At 68.0% G+C, this 23,042-nt stretch carries 21 protein-coding genes; 10 read left to right on the top strand and 11 right to left on the bottom strand.

Translation table 11 applies throughout. The features are described from left to right. Positions 1-21: 21 nt before the first annotated feature. Entirely contained in the window at positions 22-3,759 is a 3,738-nt protein-coding gene (locus tag YM304_RS22030) for a beta strand repeat-containing protein (RefSeq protein ID WP_015440539.1), read from the bottom strand. 307 nt (positions 3,760-4,066) lie between these two features. Here YM304_RS22030 and YM304_RS04900 point away from each other — a divergent pair, with 307 nt between their 5' ends. The 6 genes from YM304_RS04900 (at position 4,067) to YM304_RS04875 (ending at position 10,566) form a co-directional block, all read left to right on the top strand. Further along, complete coding sequence (locus YM304_RS04900) at positions 4,067-5,107, top strand: GlxA family transcriptional regulator (RefSeq protein WP_015440538.1); 1,041 nt, start codon at positions 4,067-4,069, stop codon at positions 5,105-5,107. Further along, a complete protein-coding gene (locus YM304_RS04895) occupies positions 5,104-5,748 on the top strand; it encodes a DJ-1/PfpI family protein (protein WP_015440537.1) in 645 nt (214 codons plus the stop codon). The genes YM304_RS04900 and YM304_RS04895 overlap by 4 nt, the downstream gene beginning before the upstream one ends. A 77-nt stretch (positions 5,749-5,825) precedes the next feature. Beyond that, on the top strand, positions 5,826-7,316 hold the full coding sequence (locus tag YM304_RS04890; RefSeq protein WP_015440536.1) for a YncE family protein: 1,491 nt from the start codon (positions 5,826-5,828) through the stop codon (positions 7,314-7,316). Positions 7,317-7,445: 129 nt separating this feature from the next. Next, positions 7,446-8,948, top strand: a complete 1,503-nt coding sequence (locus YM304_RS04885) for a beta-propeller fold lactonase family protein (RefSeq protein ID WP_015440535.1) — start codon at positions 7,446-7,448, stop codon at positions 8,946-8,948. 96 nt (positions 8,949-9,044) lie between these two features. After that, positions 9,045-10,202: an Mrp/NBP35 family ATP-binding protein gene (locus YM304_RS04880; protein WP_015440534.1), complete on the top strand. Its 1,158-nt coding sequence runs from the start codon at positions 9,045-9,047 to the stop codon at positions 10,200-10,202. Between the two features lie 25 nt (positions 10,203-10,227). Next, positions 10,228-10,566 carry a metallopeptidase family protein gene (locus YM304_RS04875; protein ID WP_015440533.1) on the top strand — a complete coding sequence of 113 codons (339 nt, stop codon included), beginning with the start codon at positions 10,228-10,230 and terminating at the stop codon, positions 10,564-10,566. A 1-nt stretch (position 10,567) separates the two neighbouring features. Here the strand turns inward: YM304_RS04875 and YM304_RS22025 are convergent, their stop codons facing one another. Then, the gene (locus tag YM304_RS22025) at positions 10,568-11,131 is read right to left on the bottom strand and encodes a nuclease-related domain-containing protein (RefSeq protein WP_015440532.1); all 564 of its coding nucleotides are present in this window, start codon (positions 11,129-11,131) and stop codon (positions 10,568-10,570) included. A 210-nt stretch (positions 11,132-11,341) separates the two neighbouring features. Between YM304_RS22025 and YM304_RS04865 the strand changes: the two genes are divergently transcribed. The 3 genes from YM304_RS04865 (at position 11,342) to YM304_RS04855 (ending at position 14,457) form a co-directional block, all read left to right on the top strand. After that, the gene (locus YM304_RS04865) at positions 11,342-13,126 is read left to right on the top strand and encodes a DNA polymerase (RefSeq protein ID WP_197536929.1); all 1,785 of its coding nucleotides are present in this window, start codon (positions 11,342-11,344) and stop codon (positions 13,124-13,126) included. A gap of 66 nt (positions 13,127-13,192) precedes the next feature. Continuing rightward, entirely contained in the window at positions 13,193-13,987 is a 795-nt protein-coding gene (locus YM304_RS04860) for a DUF4328 domain-containing protein (protein ID WP_231897650.1), read from the top strand. Continuing rightward, positions 13,984-14,457, top strand: coding sequence for a SixA phosphatase family protein (locus tag YM304_RS04855; protein ID WP_015440529.1), 474 nt, complete (start codon positions 13,984-13,986; stop codon positions 14,455-14,457). Before YM304_RS04860 ends, YM304_RS04855 begins: the two co-directional genes overlap by 4 nt. 64 nt (positions 14,458-14,521) lie before the next feature. Here the strand turns inward: YM304_RS04855 and YM304_RS04850 are convergent, their stop codons facing one another. From YM304_RS04850 to ccmA, 9 genes are all read right to left on the bottom strand, one after another. Next, positions 14,522-15,304 (bottom strand): hypothetical protein, encoded by a 783-nt coding sequence (locus YM304_RS04850; protein ID WP_015440528.1) that lies wholly within the window; start codon positions 15,302-15,304, stop codon positions 14,522-14,524. After that, on the bottom strand, positions 15,301-15,819 hold the full coding sequence (locus YM304_RS04845) for a cytochrome c-type biogenesis protein (protein WP_015440527.1): 519 nt from the start codon (positions 15,817-15,819) through the stop codon (positions 15,301-15,303). The genes YM304_RS04850 and YM304_RS04845 overlap by 4 nt, the downstream gene beginning before the upstream one ends. Further along, complete coding sequence (locus tag YM304_RS04840) at positions 15,816-16,433, bottom strand: TlpA family protein disulfide reductase (RefSeq protein ID WP_015440526.1); 618 nt, start codon at positions 16,431-16,433, stop codon at positions 15,816-15,818. The genes YM304_RS04845 and YM304_RS04840 overlap by 4 nt, the downstream gene beginning before the upstream one ends. Further along, positions 16,430-18,520 carry a heme lyase CcmF/NrfE family subunit gene (locus YM304_RS04835; protein ID WP_015440525.1) on the bottom strand — a complete coding sequence of 697 codons (2,091 nt, stop codon included), beginning with the start codon at positions 18,518-18,520 and terminating at the stop codon, positions 16,430-16,432. The genes YM304_RS04840 and YM304_RS04835 overlap by 4 nt, the downstream gene beginning before the upstream one ends. A gap of 64 nt (positions 18,521-18,584) precedes the next feature. Then, a complete protein-coding gene (locus YM304_RS22020) occupies positions 18,585-19,103 on the bottom strand; it encodes a cytochrome c maturation protein CcmE domain-containing protein (RefSeq protein WP_015440524.1) in 519 nt (172 codons plus the stop codon). Between the two features lie 10 nt (positions 19,104-19,113). Beyond that, entirely contained in the window at positions 19,114-19,260 is a 147-nt protein-coding gene (locus tag YM304_RS24555; protein ID WP_154723305.1) for a hypothetical protein, read from the bottom strand. Beyond that, positions 19,257-20,030, bottom strand: coding sequence for a cytochrome c biogenesis protein CcsA (gene ccsA, locus YM304_RS04825; RefSeq protein WP_015440523.1), 774 nt, complete (start codon positions 20,028-20,030; stop codon positions 19,257-19,259). The genes YM304_RS24555 and ccsA overlap by 4 nt, the downstream gene beginning before the upstream one ends. Positions 20,031-20,078: 48 nt before the next feature. Then, positions 20,079-20,765 (bottom strand): heme exporter protein CcmB, encoded by a 687-nt coding sequence (locus YM304_RS04820; RefSeq protein ID WP_015440522.1) that lies wholly within the window; start codon positions 20,763-20,765, stop codon positions 20,079-20,081. Next, positions 20,762-21,457, bottom strand: a complete 696-nt coding sequence (gene ccmA, locus YM304_RS04815) for a heme ABC exporter ATP-binding protein CcmA (protein ID WP_154723304.1) — start codon at positions 21,455-21,457, stop codon at positions 20,762-20,764. Before ccmA ends, YM304_RS04820 begins: the two co-directional genes overlap by 4 nt. Positions 21,458-21,544: 87 nt before the next feature. Between ccmA and YM304_RS04810 the strand changes: the two genes are divergently transcribed. After that, positions 21,545-23,008 (top strand): class E sortase, encoded by a 1,464-nt coding sequence (locus tag YM304_RS04810; RefSeq protein WP_015440520.1) that lies wholly within the window; start codon positions 21,545-21,547, stop codon positions 23,006-23,008. Positions 23,009-23,042: the final 34 nt, after the last annotated feature.

Genomic DNA, 23,042 nt, shown 5'->3' with positions numbered 1-23,042 from the left:
TGTCGGCGTTGCCCGCCTCGATCAGCTGCGGCGGACCCGCCGGCTCGACCCCGAGAGGAACGTGCCGAGGGCGATGGCGAATGCTCCGAGGAGCAGCCACGGGTGGACCCCGCGACCCGTGGCCGGGAGCGACGGACCGCCGGACGCACCGGCGACGACCATCTCGATCGTGAACGGCGTCGAGTTGCCGGCACCATCGGTCGCCGTGCACTCGATGTCGTGCACACCGACGCCGAACGTGCTCCCCGACGCCGGGGTGCAGGCCACCTCGACGGCGCCCGCTGCCTCCACGATGTCGGGCAGTTCGTAGTTGATCACGCCACTCTGCGCACCCGCCGGCAACACGAACGACTGGCTCAGTTCAGGCGCGTCCGACGGGACGGCCGGAGCGGTCGTGTCGGCCACGGTGACGTCGAAGGTCGTCGACGTCGAGTTGCCGGCCGCATCGGTGATCGTGCAGGTCACCGCGTGTGTGCCGATGCCCATGGTCGAACCCGAAGGCGGATCGCACTCCACCGTCGCCACACCGACGACGTCGGAGACGTCGAGGTCGAAGGTGACCGGCGCCCCGTCGAGGCCGGTCGCTTCGGCGACGATCGTCGGCGCGTCGACGACAGCCGGCGGCGTGGTGTCGACGATCGTGATCGAGAAGCTCACGGCGGTGCTGTTGCCCGCCGCGTCAGCGACCGAGCAGGTCACCTCGGTGGTGCCCACGGCGAACGTCGACCCCGGCTCGTGGTCGCAGACGATGGCATCGACGCCGACGGCATCGTCGGCCGGCACGGCGAACGCGACGGTCGCGCCGTCTGGGCCCGCCGCCTCGGCCACCACGTCATCGGGAGTGGTCGCAGTCGGAGCGGTGGTGTCGCTCACCGTGACGGTGAACGTTGCCGATCCGGTGTTGCCCGCGGCATCGGAGGCACTGCACGTCACCGTGGTCGCACCGATCGCGAACGTCGTCCCCGAAGCCGGGGTGCACCCCGACGACTCGACGCCGACGACGTCGACGAAGCTCTGTCCGCTGTAGTCGGCGACAGCCCCGTCGGGGCCTGCCGCCTCGGCCACCACGTCGGTCGGGACGGTCACGGTCGGCTCGGTGGTGTCTTCGACCGTCACGGTCGCCATGGCCCTGGTCTCGTTCGACGATGCGTCGGTGATGGTGCAGTCGATGGCGGTGGAACCGATCGGGAACACACTGCCCGACAAGGGAGTGCACACGACCGAGTCGATCCCGTCGACATCGGTGGCGTCGACGGTGTAGGTCACCGTCGCACCGCTCGGGCCGGTGGCCTCGAACGTGTCGTCGACGACGATCGACGCAGCCGGAGCGGTCGTGTCACGGACGGTCACGACGAACGAGTCGTTGGCGTCGTTGCCCGCGGCATCCTCGGCCACGCACGTCACGAGGGTCGGGCCAGGAGAAAACGTCAAACCCGATGCCGGAGCACAGCTCGAGCTCGTCACGCCGACCGCATCGGCGAACGTCGCGCTGTACGTCACCACCGAACCGGCGGCCGAGTCCTGCTCCACCTCGAAGTCACTCGGCACCACGATCGTCGGAGCGACCGAGTCCGAGACCGTGACGACGAATGAATCACTCGCATCGTTGCCCGCAGCATCCTCGGCCTCACACGTCACCGTCGTCGCTCCAGGCCCGAACGCCGACCCCGACGCCGGCACACACGACGAACTCGTCACGCCGACCGCATCGGTGAACGTCGCGCTGTACGTCACCACCGAACCAGCAGCAGATTCCTGCTCCACACCGAAATCGCTCGGCACCACGATCGCAGGGGCGACCGAATCGGAGACGGTGACGACGAATGAATCACTCGCATCGTTGCCCGCAGCATCCTCGGCCTCACACGTCACCGTCGTCGCTCCAGGCCCGAACGCCGACCCCGACGCCGGCACACACGACGAACTCGTCACGCCGACCGCATCGGTGAACGTCGCGCTGTACGTCACCACCGAACCCGCGGCAGATTGCTGCTCCACGCCGAAGTCGGCAGGAACGGCGATCGTCGGAGCGGTCGTGTCGACCACGGTGACGGAGCCGCTCGCCGACGTCGAGTTCGACGACGGATCGGTGACCGTGCAGTTGATCGTGGTCGTGCCGATACCGAACGTCGAGCCCGACGGCGGGTTGCACACGACCGAGTCGATGCTGTCGTCATCGGTGGCGTCGACGGTGTAGGTCACCGTGGCTCCGGATGAGCCGGTGGCTTCGACCGGCGAGCTCACGATCACCGAGGCGACGGGCGGCGTGGTGTCGCTCACCGTGATGGTGAACGTGTCGGTTCCCGTGTTGCCGGCGGCGTCGGCCGCGTTGCACACGACGGTGTTCACACCGATCGAGAAGGTGGATCCCGATGTCGGGCTGCACCCCGAGCTCACCACGCCGACCGCGTCGCTGTACGTGGCAGCGGGATACGTGACCACCGCGCCTGCCGAACTCGTCGCTTCGCGAACCATGTTGCTCGGCGCCACGACGACCGGGTCGGTCGTGTCCTCCACCGTGATGAGGAAGCTGTCGGAACCGGTGTTGCCCGCGTTGTCGGTGGCGGAGCAGGTCACCGTGTTGGCGCCGATCGAGAAGGACGTGTTGCTCGCCGGGCTACAACCGGAGCTGACCACGCCGACCGCATCGCTGTAGGTCGCAGCGGGGTACGAGACGGTGGCACCCGACGGACCGGTCGCTTCGGAAACGATGTTGCTCGGCACGACGACGGTCGGGTCGGTCGTGTCTTGAACGACCACGGTCGCCGTGTCGCCGCCGGTGTTGGACGAGGCGTCGCTCGCCGTGCACGAGATCGTGGTCGAGCCGATCGGGAACGTCTCCCCGGAGGCCGGCGAACACGAGTCCAACGATGCTGTTGCCGAATCGTCGGCGACCGACACCCAGAACGGGACCGGCGCTCCGCCCGGACCGGTCGCCTCGACGGGCGAGGAGACGATGATCCCCACCACCGGGTCGGTGGTGTCCTGGACGAGGACGGTGAACGTGTCGCTCGCCGTGTTCCCGGCGGCGTCGGAGGCGGTGCAGGTGACCGTCGTCGGGCCGGGCCCGAATGTCGAACCGGATGCCGGCGTGCAACCCGACGAGGTCACCCCCACGTTGTCGGTGAACGTCTGGCCGCTGTAGGTCACGACGGCCCCGGCCATACTCGTCTGCTCGGCGACCACGTTGGACGGAACGGTGACGACCGGCGGCGTGGTGTCGGCGACCCCGGCGGTGTAGTCGTAGGTCATCGTGACCGTGCCGGTGACGGCTGCCTCGACGCCCCAGGGGAAGGTTCCGCTGATGCCGGTGTACCTGATGAGGAGGTTGCTCGGCGAGAACGTCCCGGTGCCGAGGTGACCCGATGTGACCGGGGCACTCCCGACGAGGGTGAACGTCTTCTGCGGTGTGTCGTAGGTCAGGGCCTCGGCCGCGAGGTCGCCGCCGTACGAGAGCCTGAGGGTGCCCCTCGATCCGCCGCTTCGCTCGCCGGTGATGCTCAGGTTCCACGACAGGGTGGCGCTGTTGAGCGTGTTGGCCGAGTCGTCGAACTGGGCGAACGAGATCGGTGCATCGTGGAGGGTCCGGTCGCCCGCGCTCGACTGGTTGGTTCGCGAGACGTTGACCGACACCGGGAGGTTCTCGGCCGACGTCAGGGCGGCGACAGGTCGGTCCGGAGCGATGGCGAGTCCGCCCACCGCGGCGAGAAGTGCGAGTGCCGGAGCGAGCACTCGCGAGCGTCGTGACAGTCGTTTCATCTGGTCCGAATCCTCCCGAATTCAGCGGTGCTCTCGACGACGATTGCCCCCGATGCAGTCGCTTTGCGTGCGTCGAAAGATACTTAACGCGGTTTCGAGAACAACGCGAATGACGAACTTTTGAGCGTTCTTTCACGCTCCGTGGCAGCGACAAAACGCCAGCGTATATGCCACTTTTGTCGTTCTCGCACGACGAGAATGCCGCCTCGCCAACCGAAACAGGTGTTGCCTCGCCGCCGGCCATCGTGGCGTGATTTGTTGGGATCGTGTCATTGACGCCAGCTCCGATTTCCCGCAGGATTGCGTCATGCATCGAGTGGTCGTGGTCGCCTTCCCCGGAGTCCAGTCGCTCGACGTCGCCGGACCGGCCGAGGTGTTCGCCGGGGCGAACAGCGTGATGAACGCGACCGGTGCCGACCGGGCGGCGGGCTACCACGTGACGATTGCTTCACTCGACGGTGGTGTGGTCACCACGGAGAGCGCGGTCCGTCTCGACACCGAATCCTTTGCCTCGATTTTGGAACCGATCGACACCCTCGTGGTCGCCGGCGGGTTCGCCGTCTGGCGTCATCGATCCGACCCTCGTTTCGTCGCTGCACTCGACGATCTCATCGCTCGATCGACCCGTCTGGTCACCGTGTGCACGGGCGCCACGCTCGCCGCGGTCACCGGCGCGCTCGACGGTCATCGCGTCACCACCCACTGGGCCCGTGCGAACCGGCTCGCCGAGGCGCACCCGGCGGTCACGGTCGACGCCGATCCCATCTTCATCCGCTCCGATCTGCCCGGGCGTCACGACGTGTGGTCGTCTGCCGGCGTGACCGCGGGCATCGATCTGTGTCTGGCCATCGTCGAACACGATCACTCGACCGAGATCGCGCAGGAGGTCGGCCGCTGGCTCGTCATGTACCTCCGCCGGCCCGGCGGGCAGTCACAGTTCGCCTCACCCACCTGGATCCGTCAGGCTCCGGTCGGGCCGATCCAGCAGGCGCAGGAGTCGGTGATCGACGACCCCGGTGGCGACCATCGAGTGGCCGCGCTCGCCGCCCGGGTGGCGATGAGTGAACGGCACTTCGTCCGCAGGTTCACCGACGAGGTCGGACTGTCGCCGGCGAAGTTCGTGTCGCGCATCCGCATCGACGCAGCGCGCCACGAGCTCGAGCGCTCCGACGACACGGTCGCCTCCATCGCCGCACGGTGCGGATTCGGTACCGCCGAGACGCTGCGCCGATCGCTGCACCGTCACCTCGGCGTCAGCCCCGAGGCATACCGGCAGCGCTTCTCCCACGCTGCCGATTCGCGCACTCTCATCCAGCATCCACCACACACAGAAAGCAGTTCCGCATGAGCCTCCAGGCCGTCATCCCACTGTTCCCGAAGTTCACCGCACTCGACGGCATCGGCCCGTACGAAGTGCTCCAACGCATCCCCGACATCGACATCACGTTCATCGCCGCGGAGCGAGGGGTGGTCCGCTCGGAGAACGGCATGCTCGGCATCGAGGCCGACGGCACGTTCGACGACTTCCCCACTCCTGACATCGTCGTCTTCCCCGGCGGGCACGGCACCCGCGCCCTCCTGACCGACGAGCAGGTGCTCGACTGGGTGCGCTCGGTGCATCCGACCACCACGTACACCACCTCGGTGTGCACCGGTTCGCTCGTGCTCGCCGCCGCCGGGCTGCTCGAGGGGCTGACGGCGACGACGCACTGGGGAGCGCGTGACGTGTTGACCCAGCACGGTTCGACGCCGGTACCCGACCGCGTGGTCGAGCACCTCGATCGACGGATCATCACCGCTGCCGGCGTGTCGTCGGGAATCGACATGGCGCTCCGCCTCGTCGAGTTGCTCTACGACCGCACCGCCGCCGAAGCCGCGCAACTGATGATCGAGTACGACCCCCAGCCACCCTTCGACATGGGATCGCTCGAGAAGTCGAACGACACCGTGATGACACGAGTGATCGAGTACGCGCAGCACCGCGACTGATCGTTTCGACGCGCCGCGTCGACGCACGTGCGCCGAGGATTGAGTGGGTCTTGAGTGACCTCGTCGATCCTCGACACATGCCACGACGAACACGCATCGCGCTGACCACACTCGGCTTTGCCACCGCGGCGCTGGGAGCGTCTGCCCTCGGAGGCGTGCTCGGTGCAACCGGCACAGGCGCCGGCGCCGACCAGGCGGAGACCGTGTTCGTGCCGGTCACGCCGTGCCGTCTGGTCGACACGCGGCCAGGGCCGTCGACCAACGTCGGCCCGCGGGCGACACCCATCGGCGCGGACGACACCGCGACGTTCACCGCGTGGGCGACGGGAGACGGCAACAGCGACTGCGAACTGCCGACCGACGCCACGGCCATCGTCGCCAACGTCGTCGCGATCGCGCCCACCGCCCGGTCGTTCATGACGTTGCACCCCGCCGACGTCGACAACCCCGGCACGGCCAACCTCAACTACGTCGCCGGCCAGGCGCCGACACCCAACGCTGCGACGATCCCGCTGTCGAGCGACGGTCGCTTCAGCGTGTACAACGCGTTCGGTGACGTGAACGTCGTGGTCGACGTCAGCGGCTACTTCCAGCCGTCGTCGTCGATCGGCAGCCCGGGCCCGGCCGGCCCCGCAGGTCCGGCGGGCGCCGACGGCCCACCCGGTCCGGTGAACCGGATCGACGACGAAGCGATCGCCTCGTTGCGATGGGACCTCGACCCCGGGCGAGAGGGCGTCGTTGCCGTGGGACACCTCCCCTTCGACACCGCAGCGAGCCCGGACCACGTGTTCGCAGCGAACTACGAGTCCGACGACGTCAGCGTCGTCGATCCGGACTCGGCCGATGTCGTCGCGACGATCGCAGTCGGCGACGGCCCGTTCGGCATCGCCTACGGCTTCGGGATGATCTACGTCGTCAACCAACTCGACGCCTCGGTGACCGTGATCGATGCCGACGAACTGAGCGTCGTCACCACCATCACACTCCCCGGCGGATCGAACCCGTCGGCCGTCACGACCGGCGACGACCTCGTCTACGTCACGGCCCAGAGCCTCGACCGCGTCATGATGATCGACCCCACCTCGAACGCACTCACCGGAACGCCGATCGACACCGACAACGGACCGAACGGACTCGCCTTCACCGGCGACGAGCTCTACATCGCCAACCAGTCGGCCGACTCGATCCAGGTCGTCGACACCACGTCGAACGCGATCGTCGCAACGATTCCCGCCGGCGACGACCCCTCCGGAATCGCTTTCACCGGCAGACACGTCTACGTCGCGAACGTGCAGGGCGACGACGTCTCGGTCGTCGACACGACGAGTCACACGATCATCGACACCATCGCCGTCGGCGATGCCCCCGTGACCCTCGCCTACGACGGTTCGCTGCTCCACGTCGCCAACAACAACGACGGCACCGTCCTGGCGATCGACCCGACCATCGACGAGGTGGTCGGGGCGCCGATCGACATCCCCGGCGCATACGACGTCATGTTCGACGGAACCAACCTCTACGTCTCGTCGCTCGCCGACGACACACTGAGAAAACTCCTGACGCGCTGACACCGTGGCGCGCTGACACCGTGACGCACTGACACCGTGACGCACTGACACCGTGGCGTTCCGGTCCGTTCAGGCCACGCGAGCAGGCGTTTGACACTCGGTTGACGGTCCCGTGCATCACTGTCACCCATGAAACACTCACGAGCTGTCACCGTAGGAACCGCCGGCGCGCTGGCACTGGGATCGATCGGAGTCGGTACGCACTTCGTTCGCGGTGCCGACGCGGTCGACGAGACCGTCTTCGTCCCCATCACCCCGTGTCGATTGATCGACACCCGACCCGGCGACGTCAACGTCGGGCCGCGATCGACCAAGATCGCGGCCGACGACACCGCAACCTTCGGAGCCCACGACGGCACCGACGCCGACAGCACCTGCGAGATCCCGGCATCGGCGACAGCGATCGCGACGAACACCGTCGCCATCGCGCCGACAGCCCGAAGCTTCATGACGCTCTTCCCGGGCGACGTCGACAACCCCGGTACCGCCAACCTCAACTACGTCGCCGGCCAAGCGCCCACACCCAACGCCGCGAACGTCCCCCTGTCGCCGTCCGGCGAATTCAACGTGTACAACGCGTTCGGCGAGGTCCACGTCGTCATGGACGTGAACGGCTACTACCAGCCGTCGTCGAACGTCGGGAGCACCGGCCCCGCAGGACCCGCTGGGCCCGCCGGATCGAACGGCACCCCTGGTCCGGCCGGAGCGCCCGGCGCAGACGGTGCAGACGGCGCGCCCAATCGCATCAGCGACGAGCAGATTCTGCTCGGGCAGTGGTACGACGACCCCGGGCGTCCGGCCGTCATCGACGTGGGCGACCTGCCACAGGGCATCGCCAGCGACGGGACCAGAGTTTTCGTGGCCAACCACGACGACGACGATCTGTCGATCGTCGACCCGGTCGCCAACATCGTCACCGGCACGCTCCCGCTCGGCACGAGCCCCCGCGGGATCGCGTACGACGGCACACACATGTACGTGACGACCGACTCGAACACCGTCATCGTCGTCGACCCGGCGACCGAGACCATCGTCGGCAGCCCGATACCCGTCGGCGTCAGCCCGAGAGGCATTGGATTCGCCAACGGGAAGATCTACGTCGGCAACCAGGGATCGGTCTCGGTGATCAGCACCGCGACCAACGCCGTCGTCGCGACGATCACGACCTCGGTCACCGCGTCCCACGCTGGTTTTGCGACCGACGGTGAGTACATGTACGTCACCGACGGGCAGAACAACGACGTGTACGTGATCGACACGGCGACCGACACGCTCGTCGGGTCGGAGATCGCCGTCGACCCGGGCCCCAACTCCATCGTCCACGACGGCCAGTACGTCTACGTCGCGAGCGGCTTCTTCACCAACGTCGTCACCGTCATCGACCCGGTCACGCTGACGGTGATCGACACCTTCACCGTGGGCAGCAGCGCCGGCCACATCGCCTACGACGGCAACTTCCTGTACGTGACCGACTCGACCGACGACGTGGCCCACGTCGTCGACCCGCGCAATCGAGCCGCGGTGAGCACCATCGAACTCGGGTCGAACCCGGGCCGAATCATGTTCAACGGCACGAACCTCTTCGTCATCGACGGGAGCGACGACACCGTCACCAAGGTCCTGCCCTTCTGAGCCACCCCGGACGGTTTGTCTCTGAGACAAACCGTCCGGGTGGGTTTCCACGGGCCATCCCGTGGGAATTCGACGCCGTGTCGCCACACTGGACACATGGCTCAGACTCCCGTCACCGAAGATCAGGTCATCGAGGCCCTCCGACCGGTCGAAGACCCGGAACTCCATCGATCGATCGTCGACCTCGGCATGCTCAAGGCCGTCCAGATCCGCGACAACGGTGTCGTGGGCGTGCTCGTCGCCCTCACCGTTCCCGGCTGCCCGCTGAAGGGCGAGATCACCAAGCGGGTGTCCGAAGCAGCCACCGAACTCGACGGCGTCGAGTCGATCGACCTCGAGTTCACCGTCATGACCGACGAGGAACGTGAGAACGTCCGCAAGCTCGTACACGGTGGCGGCGGAGCGGCCTCGGCCGGATCCAACCAGGCACACGGCCACGCCGAAGGACGCGAGATCCCCTTCGCCAAGAACGGCTCCAAGACCCGCCCACTGCTCATCTCGTCCGGCAAGGGCGGTGTGGGCAAGTCGTCGGTCACCACCAACCTCGCCGTGGCCCTCGCCGCGCAGGGTTACTCGGTCGGCGTCGTCGACGCCGACATCTACGGCTACTCCATCCCCCGCATGCTCGGCACCGACCGCGAACCGGTCGTGATCGACGAGATGCTCGTGCCGCCGGAGATGTGGGGCGTTCGCTGCATCTCGATGGGCTACTTCGTCCCGCCGGGCCAAGCCGTCATCTGGCGTGGCCCAATGCTGCACAAGGCGCTCGAGCAGTTCCTCACCGACGTGTTCTGGGACGAGCCCGACTTCCTCCTCATCGACATGCCGCCCGGCACCGGCGACATCGCCCTCTCGCTCGCCCAATACCTGCCGCGCGGTGAGGTGTTCGTCGTCACCACGCCGCAGCCCGCCGCACAGAAGGTCGCCGCCATGTCGGCCGCCATGGCCGAGAAGGTCAACCTCCCCGTGCGCGGCGTGATCGAGAACATGTCGTGGTTCACCGGCGACGACGGCAAGCGCTACGAGATCTTCGGATCGGGCGGCGGCCAGGAACTCGCCGACGAGATCGGTGTACCGCTGCTCGGCAAGCTGCCGTTGGTCGAAGCGCTGCGCGAAGGCGGCGACGACGGCAAGCCGATCACCGCGGTCGACCCCGAGTCGGAGACGGCGCAGGCGTTCCACGAGATCGCCCGCCAGATCGCCGTCGACATGAAGCCCAAGAAGGTCTACTCCGACGCCCTCAAAGTCATCTGATTCTGGCCCTGGTTGCGTCGTAGTCGTGGAGATCGTTCCGAAGTATCGGTTTGATCGGTTGGTGGCTGATGCGCTCGACGATCTGCCCGACGAACTGCAGCACGTGCTCGACAACGTCGTCGTCCAGATCCACGATCGACACCCCGTCGAGCACGACCTCCTCGGCCTCTACGAAGGCGTACCGCACACCGAACGCACCGGGCAAGAAGGCCCCGACGTCGTGTCGATCTACCGACACGCCCTGTGCGAGATGTGCGAGACCATGGACGAACTCGTCGACGAGGTGTACGTCACCGTCATCCACGAAGTCGCGCACGCCGCCGGCATCGACGACGAACGACTCCACCAACTCGGCTGGGGCTGAGCTACGTCCGTCGAGTCGACACGTCGTCGACGATCACCTGCTGCCCGAGCACCTCGGCGATCGACTTCGCGTCCTTGACCGAGATCGGGCCCGGTGTGCCCACACGATCGACCAACGCCTTGCCCCAGGTGACGCACACCCCGCCGATCTCGACCTCCTTGGCGATCATTCCCCACTTCGCGTTGGTAAAGCACAAGGTCGCCGACACATCGACCCAGTCGAACCCGACCGGCACGAGCAACTGACGCACCCGCTCCGCGGCGAACGACGCCGTCGTGATCCGCCCCTGCTGGTCCTGATCACCGAGATGCAGGCGCTGATCGCCCTTCGGGCCGGTGACCGACACCGCCCCCGACGAGTGCTCGGCCACCACCGTCCAGACACCGGTCGGAGCGACGATGAGATGGTCGATTCGATGCGTGGCATCGGGAATCCGACACCCGTGCAGCACCGCGCCGATCGGCGCGAGTTCTCGATCGAGACGAGCACCGAGTCGGCGCTCGCGGATCGTCGTGCGTCCCCACGAGAATCGCTTCGAGGGCTGTGAGCGACGACGGTCGGCCACGCGTCGATCGGGCGCCGACCACGCCGGTGCGGGTGGCGCGTCGAGCCGCGCCCGCTCATCCGGCCTCGGTGGAGGAAACGACGCAGCACTCACACCGCCCGCATCGGCACGCGATCCGCCCGCCTTGAGCCGCCGACCTGGTTATTTCCATCCGGGATGGAAATAACCAGGTTGGCGGTGGGGGTCTGTGGTCGACGTAACCTGCCGACAGTGGACGAGGGCGACGACACGGGCAGCCTCCCCGACATCGCCGGACTGGCCGACCTCCCGGTCGACCACGGCGCACCGCTCGCCCTCGCGATCGCCACCGATACGGGCGCCGCGATCGTCACCGCCCGAGGCGACGCGCTGTTCGTCGAGCCCGCCGACATCGCCGCCGCCATCGAGCATCTCGACGCTGCGCACTCGCCCCGCTGGGTGTGGTGGTCGAAAGACACGGCCCGGCACCTCCTCGACCTCCACGTTCGAGTCGCCAAGTGCTGGGACCTCGTTGCGTCGCATCGGTTGATCAACGGTGGATGGCAGAGCGACTCCGACCGCATCTGGGCCGCGGCCCATCGCCTCGACATCGCATCCATCCCGACCGACGCTCCCGTCGACCTGTTCACACACGACCTCGACGAGGGCGACCCCGACCAGCCGGTCCGCGCCGACGGCTACCTTCGGCCCGACTGGGTACAGGGCGGATGGGCGAGCGCACCGCAACGTCTCGAGGCGTGGGCCCGCCTGGCCATGCAGGTGTACGACCTGCACCATTCCACCATCCGCTCCCCTGCCGATGACACCCTCGGCCCCACGCCCGACCCGGCGCGTCGGGAGCGGACCGTCTGGTCGGAGTCGGCGGCCGAGATGCTGTGCGCCGAACTCGAACGAGACGGGCTCCCCTTCGACCGTGCGACGGGCGAGTCGATCATCGCCGGATTCGTCGGCCCGCGACCGGCGAACGTGCTCGAAGAACGCGAGCAACTCGAGCGCCGAGACGCCGAGGTGCTGCAGCACCTGCCGCCCGGGATCGACTTCGACCTGCGCAGCCCCGACCAGGTGAAATCGCTGCTCCGACGCGTCGGCATCGAGGTCCCCGACACCCGCGCCTGGCGACTCGAACGCCTCGTCGACGCGCACCCGATCGTTTCGCCGCTGCTCGACTGGCGACGAGCGGAACGCATCCGCACGACCTTCGGCTTCGCGTGGGTCGACGAGCACGTCGGCGCCGACGATCGCTTGCGCGGCCACTGGTCGGGGTCCGACGGTGCCGCCGGACGGATGACCGCCACGGCCGGGCTCCACAACATGCCCGCCGAGCTCCGACCGGCGATCGCGGCCGAGCCGGGTCACGTGTTCGTTCGTGCCGACCTCGGTCAGATCGAGCCGCGCATCCTTGCCGCCGTGTCGGGCGACGCGGCTCTCGCCCGGGCGACGCACGAGGACGACATGTACCTGACCGTCGCGACACGCCTGCGCGTGGAGCGTGACATCGCCAAGGTCGCCGTGCTCGGCGCCATGTACGGCCAGACGACCGGAAAGGGCGCCGAAGCGCTCGCCGGCCTCGAGCGCGAGTACCCCGTGGCCATGGGCTACCTCCGCGCCGCCGACGAGGCCGCGCAGGGCGGCAACGACCTCACCACCTTCGGAGGCCGACGGGTGCGCATGTCGGGGTCGGTCAGCGACCAGATGACCGACAGCGACGTCCGGTCGCGTGCCGCGGCTCGCGGTCGGTACGGGCGCAACGCCATGGTGCAGGGCGCGGCCGCCGAGTTCTTCAAGATGTGGGCCGTGCTCGTTCGGGCTCGCGGTGCAGCTCTGGGCGCCCACGTGGTGCTCTGCTTGCACGACGAACTCGTCGTGCACGCCCCCGAGCAACACGGCGACGACGTGGCCGAGGTGCTCGAACGATGCCTGCAGGAGACGGCGCATCGGTGGGCGCCGGCCGCCGACCCGGCCGTTCGATTCGTGGCCGACACGAGCGTGATCCGCCGCTGGTCGGAGGCGAAGTGAGCGTCGGCGCGACCGAATCCGATGCTCGGCGCGCCGATCGCATGTAGCGTTTCGGCCGTGAGCGACATGCCGCCCCCGAACCAGCCCGGCACACCCCCACCTCCGCCGGGAGGAGCGCCACCGCCACCACCGGCGAATCTGACCCCGCCGCCGGGGTACATGGCCTACAGCGCGGCCCCTACGCCGGCGAAGCCGTTGTCGAGGGTCAAGGGCCTCGCCACGGCGACGATGATCCTCACCGGCATCGCCGGACTCGGCGGCGTCATCACGGCGATCACCACCCCGAGCGCCGTCGACAGCGCCAACGACTTCCTCGCCGGCCGACTCAGCGAAGACGACTTCCTCGACGACTACACCGCCTTCGGCCTGACGCAGTCGCTGCAGAGTCTCGGCACCATCGCCACCGCCGTGCTCACCATGATCTGGCTCTACCGCATGGCGGGCAACGTCCGATCGTTCGGCCGGGCCACCACGTGGGCACCGATCTGGGCCGTGTTCGCATGGATCCTTCCGCCGGTCCTGATCATCATCCCGTTCCTGATGGTGCGCGAGGTCTGGAAGGCGAGCGATCCATCGGCACCACACGACGCCACGAGTTGGAAGCAGAGCCCCGACAACCCGCTGATCTGGGTGTGGTTCGTGGTCTACGGCATCGTGCCGACGATCATCGCTGCCATCTCGTTCGAGTCGTTCCTCGGCGCCGGCTTCAGCCAGGAGGCCGACGAGATCGCCGAGACGCTCGACGACTTCGGCACGCTGCAGATGGTGAGCGCCGGTGTCAGCGTCGTGGCCGCGATCGTGTGGATTCTGGTCGTGCGTCAGCTGACCGCTCGCCACGTCGAACTCACCAACGAACGATGAGTTCCGGCGACACGATCTATCTCGTCCGCCACGCCAAGGCGGGCGAGCGTCGCGTCTGGGAGGGTGACGACGTCGACCGCCCGCTCAGCAAGAAGGGGTGGCGACAGTCGGAGGCGGTGGCCAAGCGCCTCCAGAAGCACGGGGCCAGCGCGCTCTACTCGAGCGCCTACGTGCGCTGCATGCAGACGCTCGAACCGCTCGGCAAGCTGATCGGTCAGCCGGTCCAGGAGGAGCCACGGCTCTTCGAGTACGAGCCGTTCGAACCGGTACTCGACCTGCTCGCCGAAGTCGAGAACCGCGCAGTGCTGTGCAGCCACGGCGACATCATCCCCGATGTCATCGCCGCGCTGCAGCGGCGGGGCATGGAGATCCACACCCCCGCCGACTGGCGCAAGTCGAGCATCTGGGTGCTGCGACGCAAGAAGGGTCGCATCACCCACGGCAAGGTCTGGCCTCCCGCCATCGCCTGATCAGCGGTCGGCTGGTCGACGTTCGGCGGACCGGCCATCGGTCGGACAGCGCGCTCGGCCGGACTCAGGAGTCGGCGGCGGCCGCGTCGGCGCGAATCTCGTCGGCGAAGGCACCGATCAGGTCGGCCATGTCGGCCGGAGGATTGCGTGACTCGCAGTCCTCGACGAACGGCAGCGCTCGCACCGGGTCGTCACGGAAGCTCGACTCGATGATCGCGATGAAGCAGTACGGGTCGGCGTACGTCTCGTCCATGTCGATGGCACGGTCGAGGGCGAGCAGCGCGAGCTCGAGCTGCTGCGCTGACGACGCTGCGTCGAGGTTGTCTCGCGTGCCGAGCGCCAGCGTCCACCCGTAGTAGGCGAGCGCCTCCGGGTTGTCGACACCGCGCTCCTGCTCCGATTCGACGACGCGGAAGAACAGTTCGTTGGCCGCCGGGAAGTTGCCGTCGTTGAGCGCGGCGCGAGCGCTCGCCAGCACGGCCCGCACGTCGTCGCCCGGCGTGAACCCGGTGATCTCCTGGTTGGCGCCGCGTTCGCCCCACGCCTGGGCGAGGGCGATGCCGATGCCGGCCGAGCCGAGGGCGACGGCTGCGACGACGGCGATCGTTCGCGACCAGCGACGCGGCTGCTTCGGGGCGAGCTTGCGCTGGCCGGCTTCGATCTGGCGCAGCACGTCGGCGGCGCGCGAGGTGTAGCCGTCTTTGAGCGTCTCGTAGTCGGCGTCGTCGACGTCGCCCGCGTCGTGTTCTTTCTCGAGATCGCGCAGCGACCGCAGCAGGAAGCGACGCTCTTCTTCGAGTTCGGCGAGTTGGTCGAGGTCGCGTCCGGAGCGGATCGTCGAACTCACGCGTCGCCTGCCTCGGCGCGTTCGGCGTCGTGCTCGTCGGCCATCGCCGCCGCGACGAGATCGCGATCTTCCTGCGTGGCACCGGCGCTCCCGAGCGCTTCGAGGCGCCAGCGCCGGAACGCGAAGCCGAGCATCACGACGCCGATCACGAACCCCATCACCGGGAGCACCCACACGAGCGCATCGAACCCGGACGCCTTCGGCACCAGGAGGATCTCGCTGTTGCGGGCCTCGAAGTAGGCGAGGATCTGATCGTCGGTGAGTTCGTTCTCGCGGACGAGGTCGGCCACTTCGTTGCGGATCGCTCGCGATGCGTTGTTCTGCGATTCGAACACGCTCTCGCCATCGCAGATCGGGCACGCCAGGCGGCGGGTCACGTCGTCGACACGGTCTTGCGGTGTCTGCGGGCCGGCGTCACGCGTGGCACCGACCACCACGAGGACCACGACGATGACGAGCATGAACAGCCAGCCGGGCCACGACTTGAGCCGCCGGTTCAGCGACGATGCGCTCATCCGAACGCCTCGCGGAGTTGCTGCACCGTGACGCTGAGCCCTTCGGCGGTGACCCGCGAGATGAACCGGGCACGGATGATGCCCTCCTTGTCGATCACCCAGGTCTCGGGCACGGCGGCCACGCCGAACGCCACCGAGAACTCGTCGGCCTCGGAGTAGATGATCGGCCAGTCGCCGCCACGCTCGTCGAAGAAGCGCTCGACGCGTTCGGGGGTGTCACCAACGACGACCGAGTAGAACTCGGCGCCGTCGGTACCGAGTTGTGCCTGCTGGTCGACGAACTCGATCAACTCGGGGTGCTCTTGGATGCACGGCACGCAGTCGGACGTGAAGAAGTTGAGCACCACGTAGCTGCCCTTGCGTCGAGACAGGTCGAACGGGGTGCCGTCGTCGAGCGTGCCGACGGCTTCGGGAGCCGGGCGCACCTCGAAGTCGGCGGTGGGGCCGGAGTCGGGTTCGGCGCCCACGAGCAATACGAGCAACCCGATCATGACCACGGCGATGCCGAGGGCGATGAACGGTGCGAGACGCGACGATCCCGAGGTCGACGACGAGGCCGACTCGGGCGCCTGGGTGGTGCTGGCGGTCGTAGTGGTGGTGGCTTCGTCGGTCATGACGCCCCGATCGTCTCGGACTCGGGTTCGTCGTCGTCGCTGAAGTCGGCGGGGTCGAAGCGGTCGACGTCGACGTCGTCGATCTCGTCGGACGACGAGCCGATTCGGGCCAGGTCGGCGTCGTTGCCGTCACCGACAGGCGCCGATACGGGCGACAGCGGATTGCGGCGGCGCGAGCCGGGGAATGCGGCGAGCAGCGTGCCGATCGCCATGACCAGTCCGCCGAGCCAGAGCCACAGGATCATCGGCTTGACGAACACACGGATCGTGGCGCTGGTGTCGCCGGCGACCGCACCGGGTTCGAGGGTGAGGTACACGTCTTTGGTCAGGCCGGTGCGCACGGACGGGGTGCCGATCGCCTGGCCGTTCGCCAGGTAGGTGGTGATGGCCGGGCTGTAGACCTGCTCGCCGTCGAGCAGCACGTTGGCCTTGAGCGCACGCTCGCTGCCGGCGCCGTTGAGTTCGTCGGTGACCGATTCGAGTTCGAACGTGTGGCCGCCCCACGACACGACGTCGCCGACCTCGACCTCGAGGTTGGCCGAGTGCGTGAAGCTGTTCGACGCGGCCAGCGCGACGGCGATCATGATGACGCCGAGGTGGACGATCATGCCGCCGTTGGCGCGTCCGACCAACCCGCGCCAACCCTGGCGACGCGTGGCGAGCACCACCTGGCGCAGTGCCGCACCGGCCGCGAATCCGGCGAGCGCGAACGCGACGAGCGGCGCCCAACCGTCGGCGCCGACGAGCACCGCGGTGGCCAGCGCGCCCACGCCGACCCACGCCGGCCAGAACAGCCGGGTCGACAGGAGCTCGGTCGAGGCCTTGCGCCACGGCAGCACCGGGGCGACGGCCATGAGAAACAGCAACACGAGGCCGATCGGCATCGAGAGGCGGTCGAAGTACGGGGCACCGACGACGGTGCGGCGGTCTTGGAACGCCTCGACGAGCAACGGGAAGATCGTGCCGAGCAGCACGACGAACGCGAACACCGTGAACAACACGTTGTTGGCGAGGAATGCGCCCTCGCGTGACAGCGGCGAGTCGATCGCTCCGGGCGAACGCAGCCGGTCACCGCGCCAGGCGATGAGGCCGAGCGACACGACCACGATCACGGCGAATCCGGCCAGGAGCCAACTGCCGACCGGACCGTCGCCGAACGCGTGCACCGAGTTGATGACCCCCGAGCGAGTGAGGAACGTGCCGAGGATCGTGAGCGCGAACGTCGAGATGAGCAGGCTCAGGTTCCACACCCGCAGCATCCCTCGACGCTCTTGTACGAGCACCGAGTGGATGTACGCCGTGCCGGTCAGCCAGGGCAGCAACGACGCGTTCTCGACCGGGTCCCAGGCCCACACGCCCGACCAGCCGAGCACCTCGTAGCTCCACCAACCCCCGAGCAGGATGCCGATCGTGAGGAACGCCCACGAGAACAGCGCCCAGCGGCGCGTCTCGAGCAGCCACCCCTCGCCGAGCCTGCCGGTGATGAGGGCCGCGATCGCGAACGCGAACGGCACGGTGAACCCGACGTAGCCGAGGTAGAGGATCGGCGGGTGGAACAGGACCAGGATGTGGTTCTGCAGCAGCGGGTTCGGGCCCGGGCCCGACGTGACGCCCGGAGCGCCGTTGGCGAACGCGTCGGCCGGCCCGAAGCTCAGCATGGCGAAGAACGCGGTGACGACGAACATCACCACGAGCGCCCACCCGACGAGCTCGTCGCCGGTCCGTTTGCGGAAGCGCCAGGCGACCGCACCGGTGAACCCGGCGAGCGTCAGCGCCCACAGCAGGATCGAGCCTTCGAGCGCCGACCACATGGCGGCGAAGTTGTACAGCGGCGGCGTGTCGGCCGAGCCGACCTGCTGGATGTAGGCCAGCGAGAAGTCACGGGTGATGAGCGCTCGCTGCATCATCACGACGGCGAGCACGCAGCCGGCGAGCGACAGCCAGGCGTAGCGCTGCGCCTGGCGGAGCAGACGCTGATCTTTCTGGATGATGCCGAGGCCGACCGACAGTGCGCCGAACACGCACGCGGCGAGCATCAGCAGCAGTCCGGCTCGGCCGAATGCGCCGTTGACGGAAGCAGCGATCATCGTGGCGCGACCGTACCGGCGTCGACGGGGGTGGGGGCAGCGGCCACGGGGTGATCCAGATCGTTCAGACGTCGACCGGTTCGCATCCGGCTTCCTCGGCTTCAGCCTCGGCGGCGTCGAGGTTGGCCTCGTTCTCGGCTTCGTACTCGTCGGAGTGCTTCACCTCGACGCGGTCGCCCATGAACACGTCGTTCTCGATCTCGCCGTGCACGACGACGGGGATGCACTCCTGGAAGATGCCGCCCGGTTCGCCGTCGTACTCGACCGGAATGGTGGCGTCACCGAACGACATCGTGAACAACGTGCGCCCACCCACCATCTCGATGGTGCCTTCGTCGACCGTGCCCTGGAGGCGGAGTCGGCGATCGGCCTCGCAACCGTCTCGCTGGTCGATCTCGTCGACGTTGCAGAAGTAGTCGACGGCCGAGTTGAGGAACTGGGTGACGATGACGCCGCCGGCGACCACCACCAGCGCAAGCACGACCAGCGGAATGACGTTGCGCTTGCGTTTGCGGCCGACAGCGGTGCCGTCGGCGTTGGTGCGGGGGGTGAGGTCCATCTCGGGCATGTCGGGTGCGGCCATGATGCTCGGTTCAGGTCCAGTACTTGTCGTCGTCGGCGACTTGTTTTCCAAGTCTTCTGCCCGACGAGACCACGCGCCAGGCGAAGAACCCGACCGTGAGGAACGTGAGGGCGTAGCCCCCGTAGATGAATCCGGCGTCTTCGATGAAGGCGATCATCGTGCTTCTCCTTCGGCGCGGCGAGCGTCGAGTGCGACGTCGAGGCCACTGTCTTCGAGCAGGTCTTCCATCGTCATCGCACGGGTGCGGTGCAACACGAGCCAGACGTACAGGCAGGTGAAGGCGACGACGCCGACCAGCAGCGTGAACAGCATCAGACCGTCCATGTCGATGTCGCCGTCGGTGTCGAGCACCGAGGCCGTCTGGTGCAGGCTGCGCCAGATGACGACCGACCAGTGGACGAGCGGGATCAACAGCACCGAGAGCAGTCCGACCACGGCCGACCGCTTCGCCCGCTGCTGGTGCGTGCCACCGAGGCGGCGGACGGCGAGGTAGCCGATGTAGGTGACGAACAGGAGCGCCGTGGTGGTGAGGCGGGCGTCCCACTGCCAGAAGACGCCCCAGGTGAGGCGGCCCCACATGGCGCCGACGACGAGTGTGACACCGACGAACGCGACGCCGATCTCGGCGCTCGCTCCGGCGGCGCGATCCCAGCCGAGCGAGTGCTTCTTGGTGAAGAGGTACATGCCCGACGCGATCGCCGTGACGACGAACGACAGGTAGGCGAGCCAGATCGTCGGCACGTGCATGTAGAGCAGGCGGACGGATTCGCCCTGGTTGACGTCGGCCGGCGACAGGACGAGGCCGAACAGGACGAGCCACCCCATCATGACGATCGTGGCGATGCCCAGCACTCGCGTGGCGTTGGTGCCGGTTCCGCGACCAGCCGTTGCGGTCGCTGTGGCGGTGGGGTCGTCGATCGCTGTCATGAGATCCAGTCGGTTGTGCTCTGCGCTGAGCTGCCTGTTTCGTCGTGTCTATTCGTCGATCAGCGGACCGAACGCCAGTGCGCCGCCGACACCGAAGGCGACAGCGAAGACCGTCAGCAGGCTGACCCACTGCCAGCCTTCCGACACCGCTGCGCCTGCCGTGCCGAGGGCGGATTCCACCGCTCGGGTTGCTCCGATCAGGACGGGCGCAACCGCGGGGAGCGTCAGCAGCGGGAGCAACGTCTCGCGGCCTTTGAACCCTGCGGCCAAGCCTCCGTACAGGGTACCGACCGCGGCCAGCCCGCACGTCGCGGAGATCAGGGTGGTGACGAGGAGCACAGCCCCTTCGAGGCGAACGGTCTCGCCATACAGCACCACGGCGGTGAGCAGGAGCAACACTTCGAGCACGAGGAGCTGGATCGCGAGGCCGATCGCCTTGCCCAGGAAGATGGCGCGAGCGTCGACGCCGGCCACGCGCATGGCGTCGAGCGCGCCGTCGTCGGCTTCGACCGCGAACGTGCGTTGCACCAGGATGAGCAAGCTGAACATGGTGGCGAGCCACACGAGGCCGGGCGACACGACCCGCAACACGTCGGTGTTGGCGTCGAGCGCGAACGCGAAGATCACCATCGTCACGCCGGCGAACGGGAGCACCTGGTTGGTGATGATCCGACTCCGCCGCTCTATGCGCAGATCCTTTCGTGCGATCAGGCGAGCCACCTGCCACGCGTTCATTCCGCCACTCCCTCGCCGTCCGTCATCTGGTGTCTGACACCGGATGACGGGCTGATCTGGCCAGCGACGACCTCGACGACGCGCGTGGCGAGGGAGCCGGCGCGTTCGAGTTCGTGGCTCGCGACCAGGATCGTGGCACCAGCCGACGCGGCTTGGTGCAGCGTGGCGTCGAGTTCGTCGCGCCCGGCGGCATCGAGGCCCGCGTGCGGCTCGTCGAGCAACCAGAGGCGCGCCCGGCGCGCGACCAGGCCGGCCAGCGCCGTCCTCCGTTTCTGTCCGGCCGAGAGCTTGCGCACCTGCACCTCCGCGAGGCGCGCCGCCACGCCCATGCGCTCCATCGCCGCGTCGATCTCGTCGTCGCTCGCACCGACCGTGGCTCCCCAGAACCGCACGTTCTCGGCCACGGTGAGATCGCCATAGAGCCCGTTCTGATGCCCCAGCAGACCGACGTGCGGGCGCACACCTTCACGATCCGACGACAGATCGTGTCCGAGCACGGTCGCCTCGCCGCGGGTCACCGGCAGCAGGCCCGCACACAGACGGAGCAACGAGGTCTTGCCGGCACCGTTCGGGCCTTGCAGCAGGAGGATCTCGCCTTCGGTCACCTCGAGTGATGCGCCCGCCAGCACGGGGAACTGACCGAGCACGGCGACCACGTCGCGCAGCGACACGACAGTCTGTCCAGCAGGCACGCCGCCACGCTACTTCCGCGAACGGCTCAGAAAACTGTCCGTCGATCGCCGCGTGTCGACCCGACCCGACCACTACCGTCGTCGGAAGTGTCCGAGATCGATACATCGACCAGCGATGGCTCCACGCCCGCAGAACCTGCCGCGCCTGCACCACCGTCCCGTTCCGACGCGATCGCCACGCCTCCTGGCGTCACGGTCACCGACACCGTTGCTTCGTCGTCGCCGGGCGCATCGGCGGCCCGTGCCTCGGCTCCGGTCGCCGCGCCGAGCCTGACGCGTCGAGGGCGACTCCGCAAGTGGGATCGCCCGCCTCCGCCGCACGACTGGCGCTGGTACGTCGGCAACCTCGGCAAGACGCTCATCGCCATGGGCATCTTGATGTTCGGCTTCGTCGCCTACCAGTTGTGGGGCACCGGCATCGAGAACGCTCGTGCACAGAACAAGCTCGAGAACGAGTTCGAGGAGTTGCTCGCGGCCACACCGCCGGTCCAGTTCGACGACGAGTTCGTCATCGTCGACACGCCGACCAACGACGCGCCGGCGACCGATGACGCCGCGGATCCTGACGCAGCGGCCGACGAGCCGGCGCTCGACGGGTCCGACTCCGGCGAGGTTCCGGTGGTCGACGCGCCGGCCGCCGTGCCGGTGGAGGATCAGAACATTCCGCTGCTGGAGAACGGCGAGGCGCTCGCGCGGATCGAGATCCCCGACATCGGCGTCAACGACATCGTGGTGGCAGGCATCGACACCGGCGACCTGAAGAAGGGGCCGGGGCACTTCCCCGACACTCCCCTCCCTGGCCAACTCGGCAACGCCGCCATCGCCGGTCACCGCACCACCTACGGCCAACCGTTCCACAACGTCGACAAGCTGCAGATCGGCGACGACATCGTCGTCACCACGCTCAACGGCGAGTTCACCTACAAGGTCACGGGCACGCAGATCGTGTCGCCGAGCGACTACCAGGTGATCTCCACCAGCGACCCGACCAAGGCGACGATCACGCTGGTGTCGTGCCACCCGAAGTGGACGGCGCAGCAGCGCATCATCATCTCGGGTGAACTGGCGCCGCCCGAGTCCGCTCCCGTCGGCGAGCCGATCCTCAACTACGGCCGCCCGGCTGAGCCGGTGTCGACTCCCGACATCGCGCTGCCTGCCGAAGACGTCGACGGGCAGACCACCGGCGGGCAAGCGTCGGAGGGCGGCAGCGTCACCGGCAACCTCGCCACGGGCGACTCGGTCGACGCTGGTGACGACGTGAGCGGCAGCCTCGCCGACCCGGCGACCAACGCGTTCGATCAGTTCGACTCCGACGAGACGACCGACGGCATCGCCGACGCCTTCTCCGACGGCTGGTTCAGCGATCCGGCCGCCAACCCGCACGTCGGCTTCTGGGGCCTCGTCGTCTCGGCCATCGCCATCGGCGCCTACCTCCTGAGTCGCCGCACCCGCCGCGACTGGATCGGCGGCCTCGTCGGCTTCATCCCGTTCGTCGTGGCGCTCTACTTCTTCTTCCAGAACGTCAACCGGCTGCTCCCCCCGAACCTCTGACCCGAGCCACACCAACCTGGTTATTTCCATCCGG

Source organism: Ilumatobacter coccineus YM16-304, assembly GCF_000348785.1.
GTDB lineage: Bacteria > Actinomycetota > Acidimicrobiia > Acidimicrobiales > Ilumatobacteraceae > Ilumatobacter_A > Ilumatobacter_A coccineus.
The sequence above is the reverse complement of the archived record's forward strand: the minus strand, read 5'-3'. Positions and strand labels throughout refer to the sequence as shown.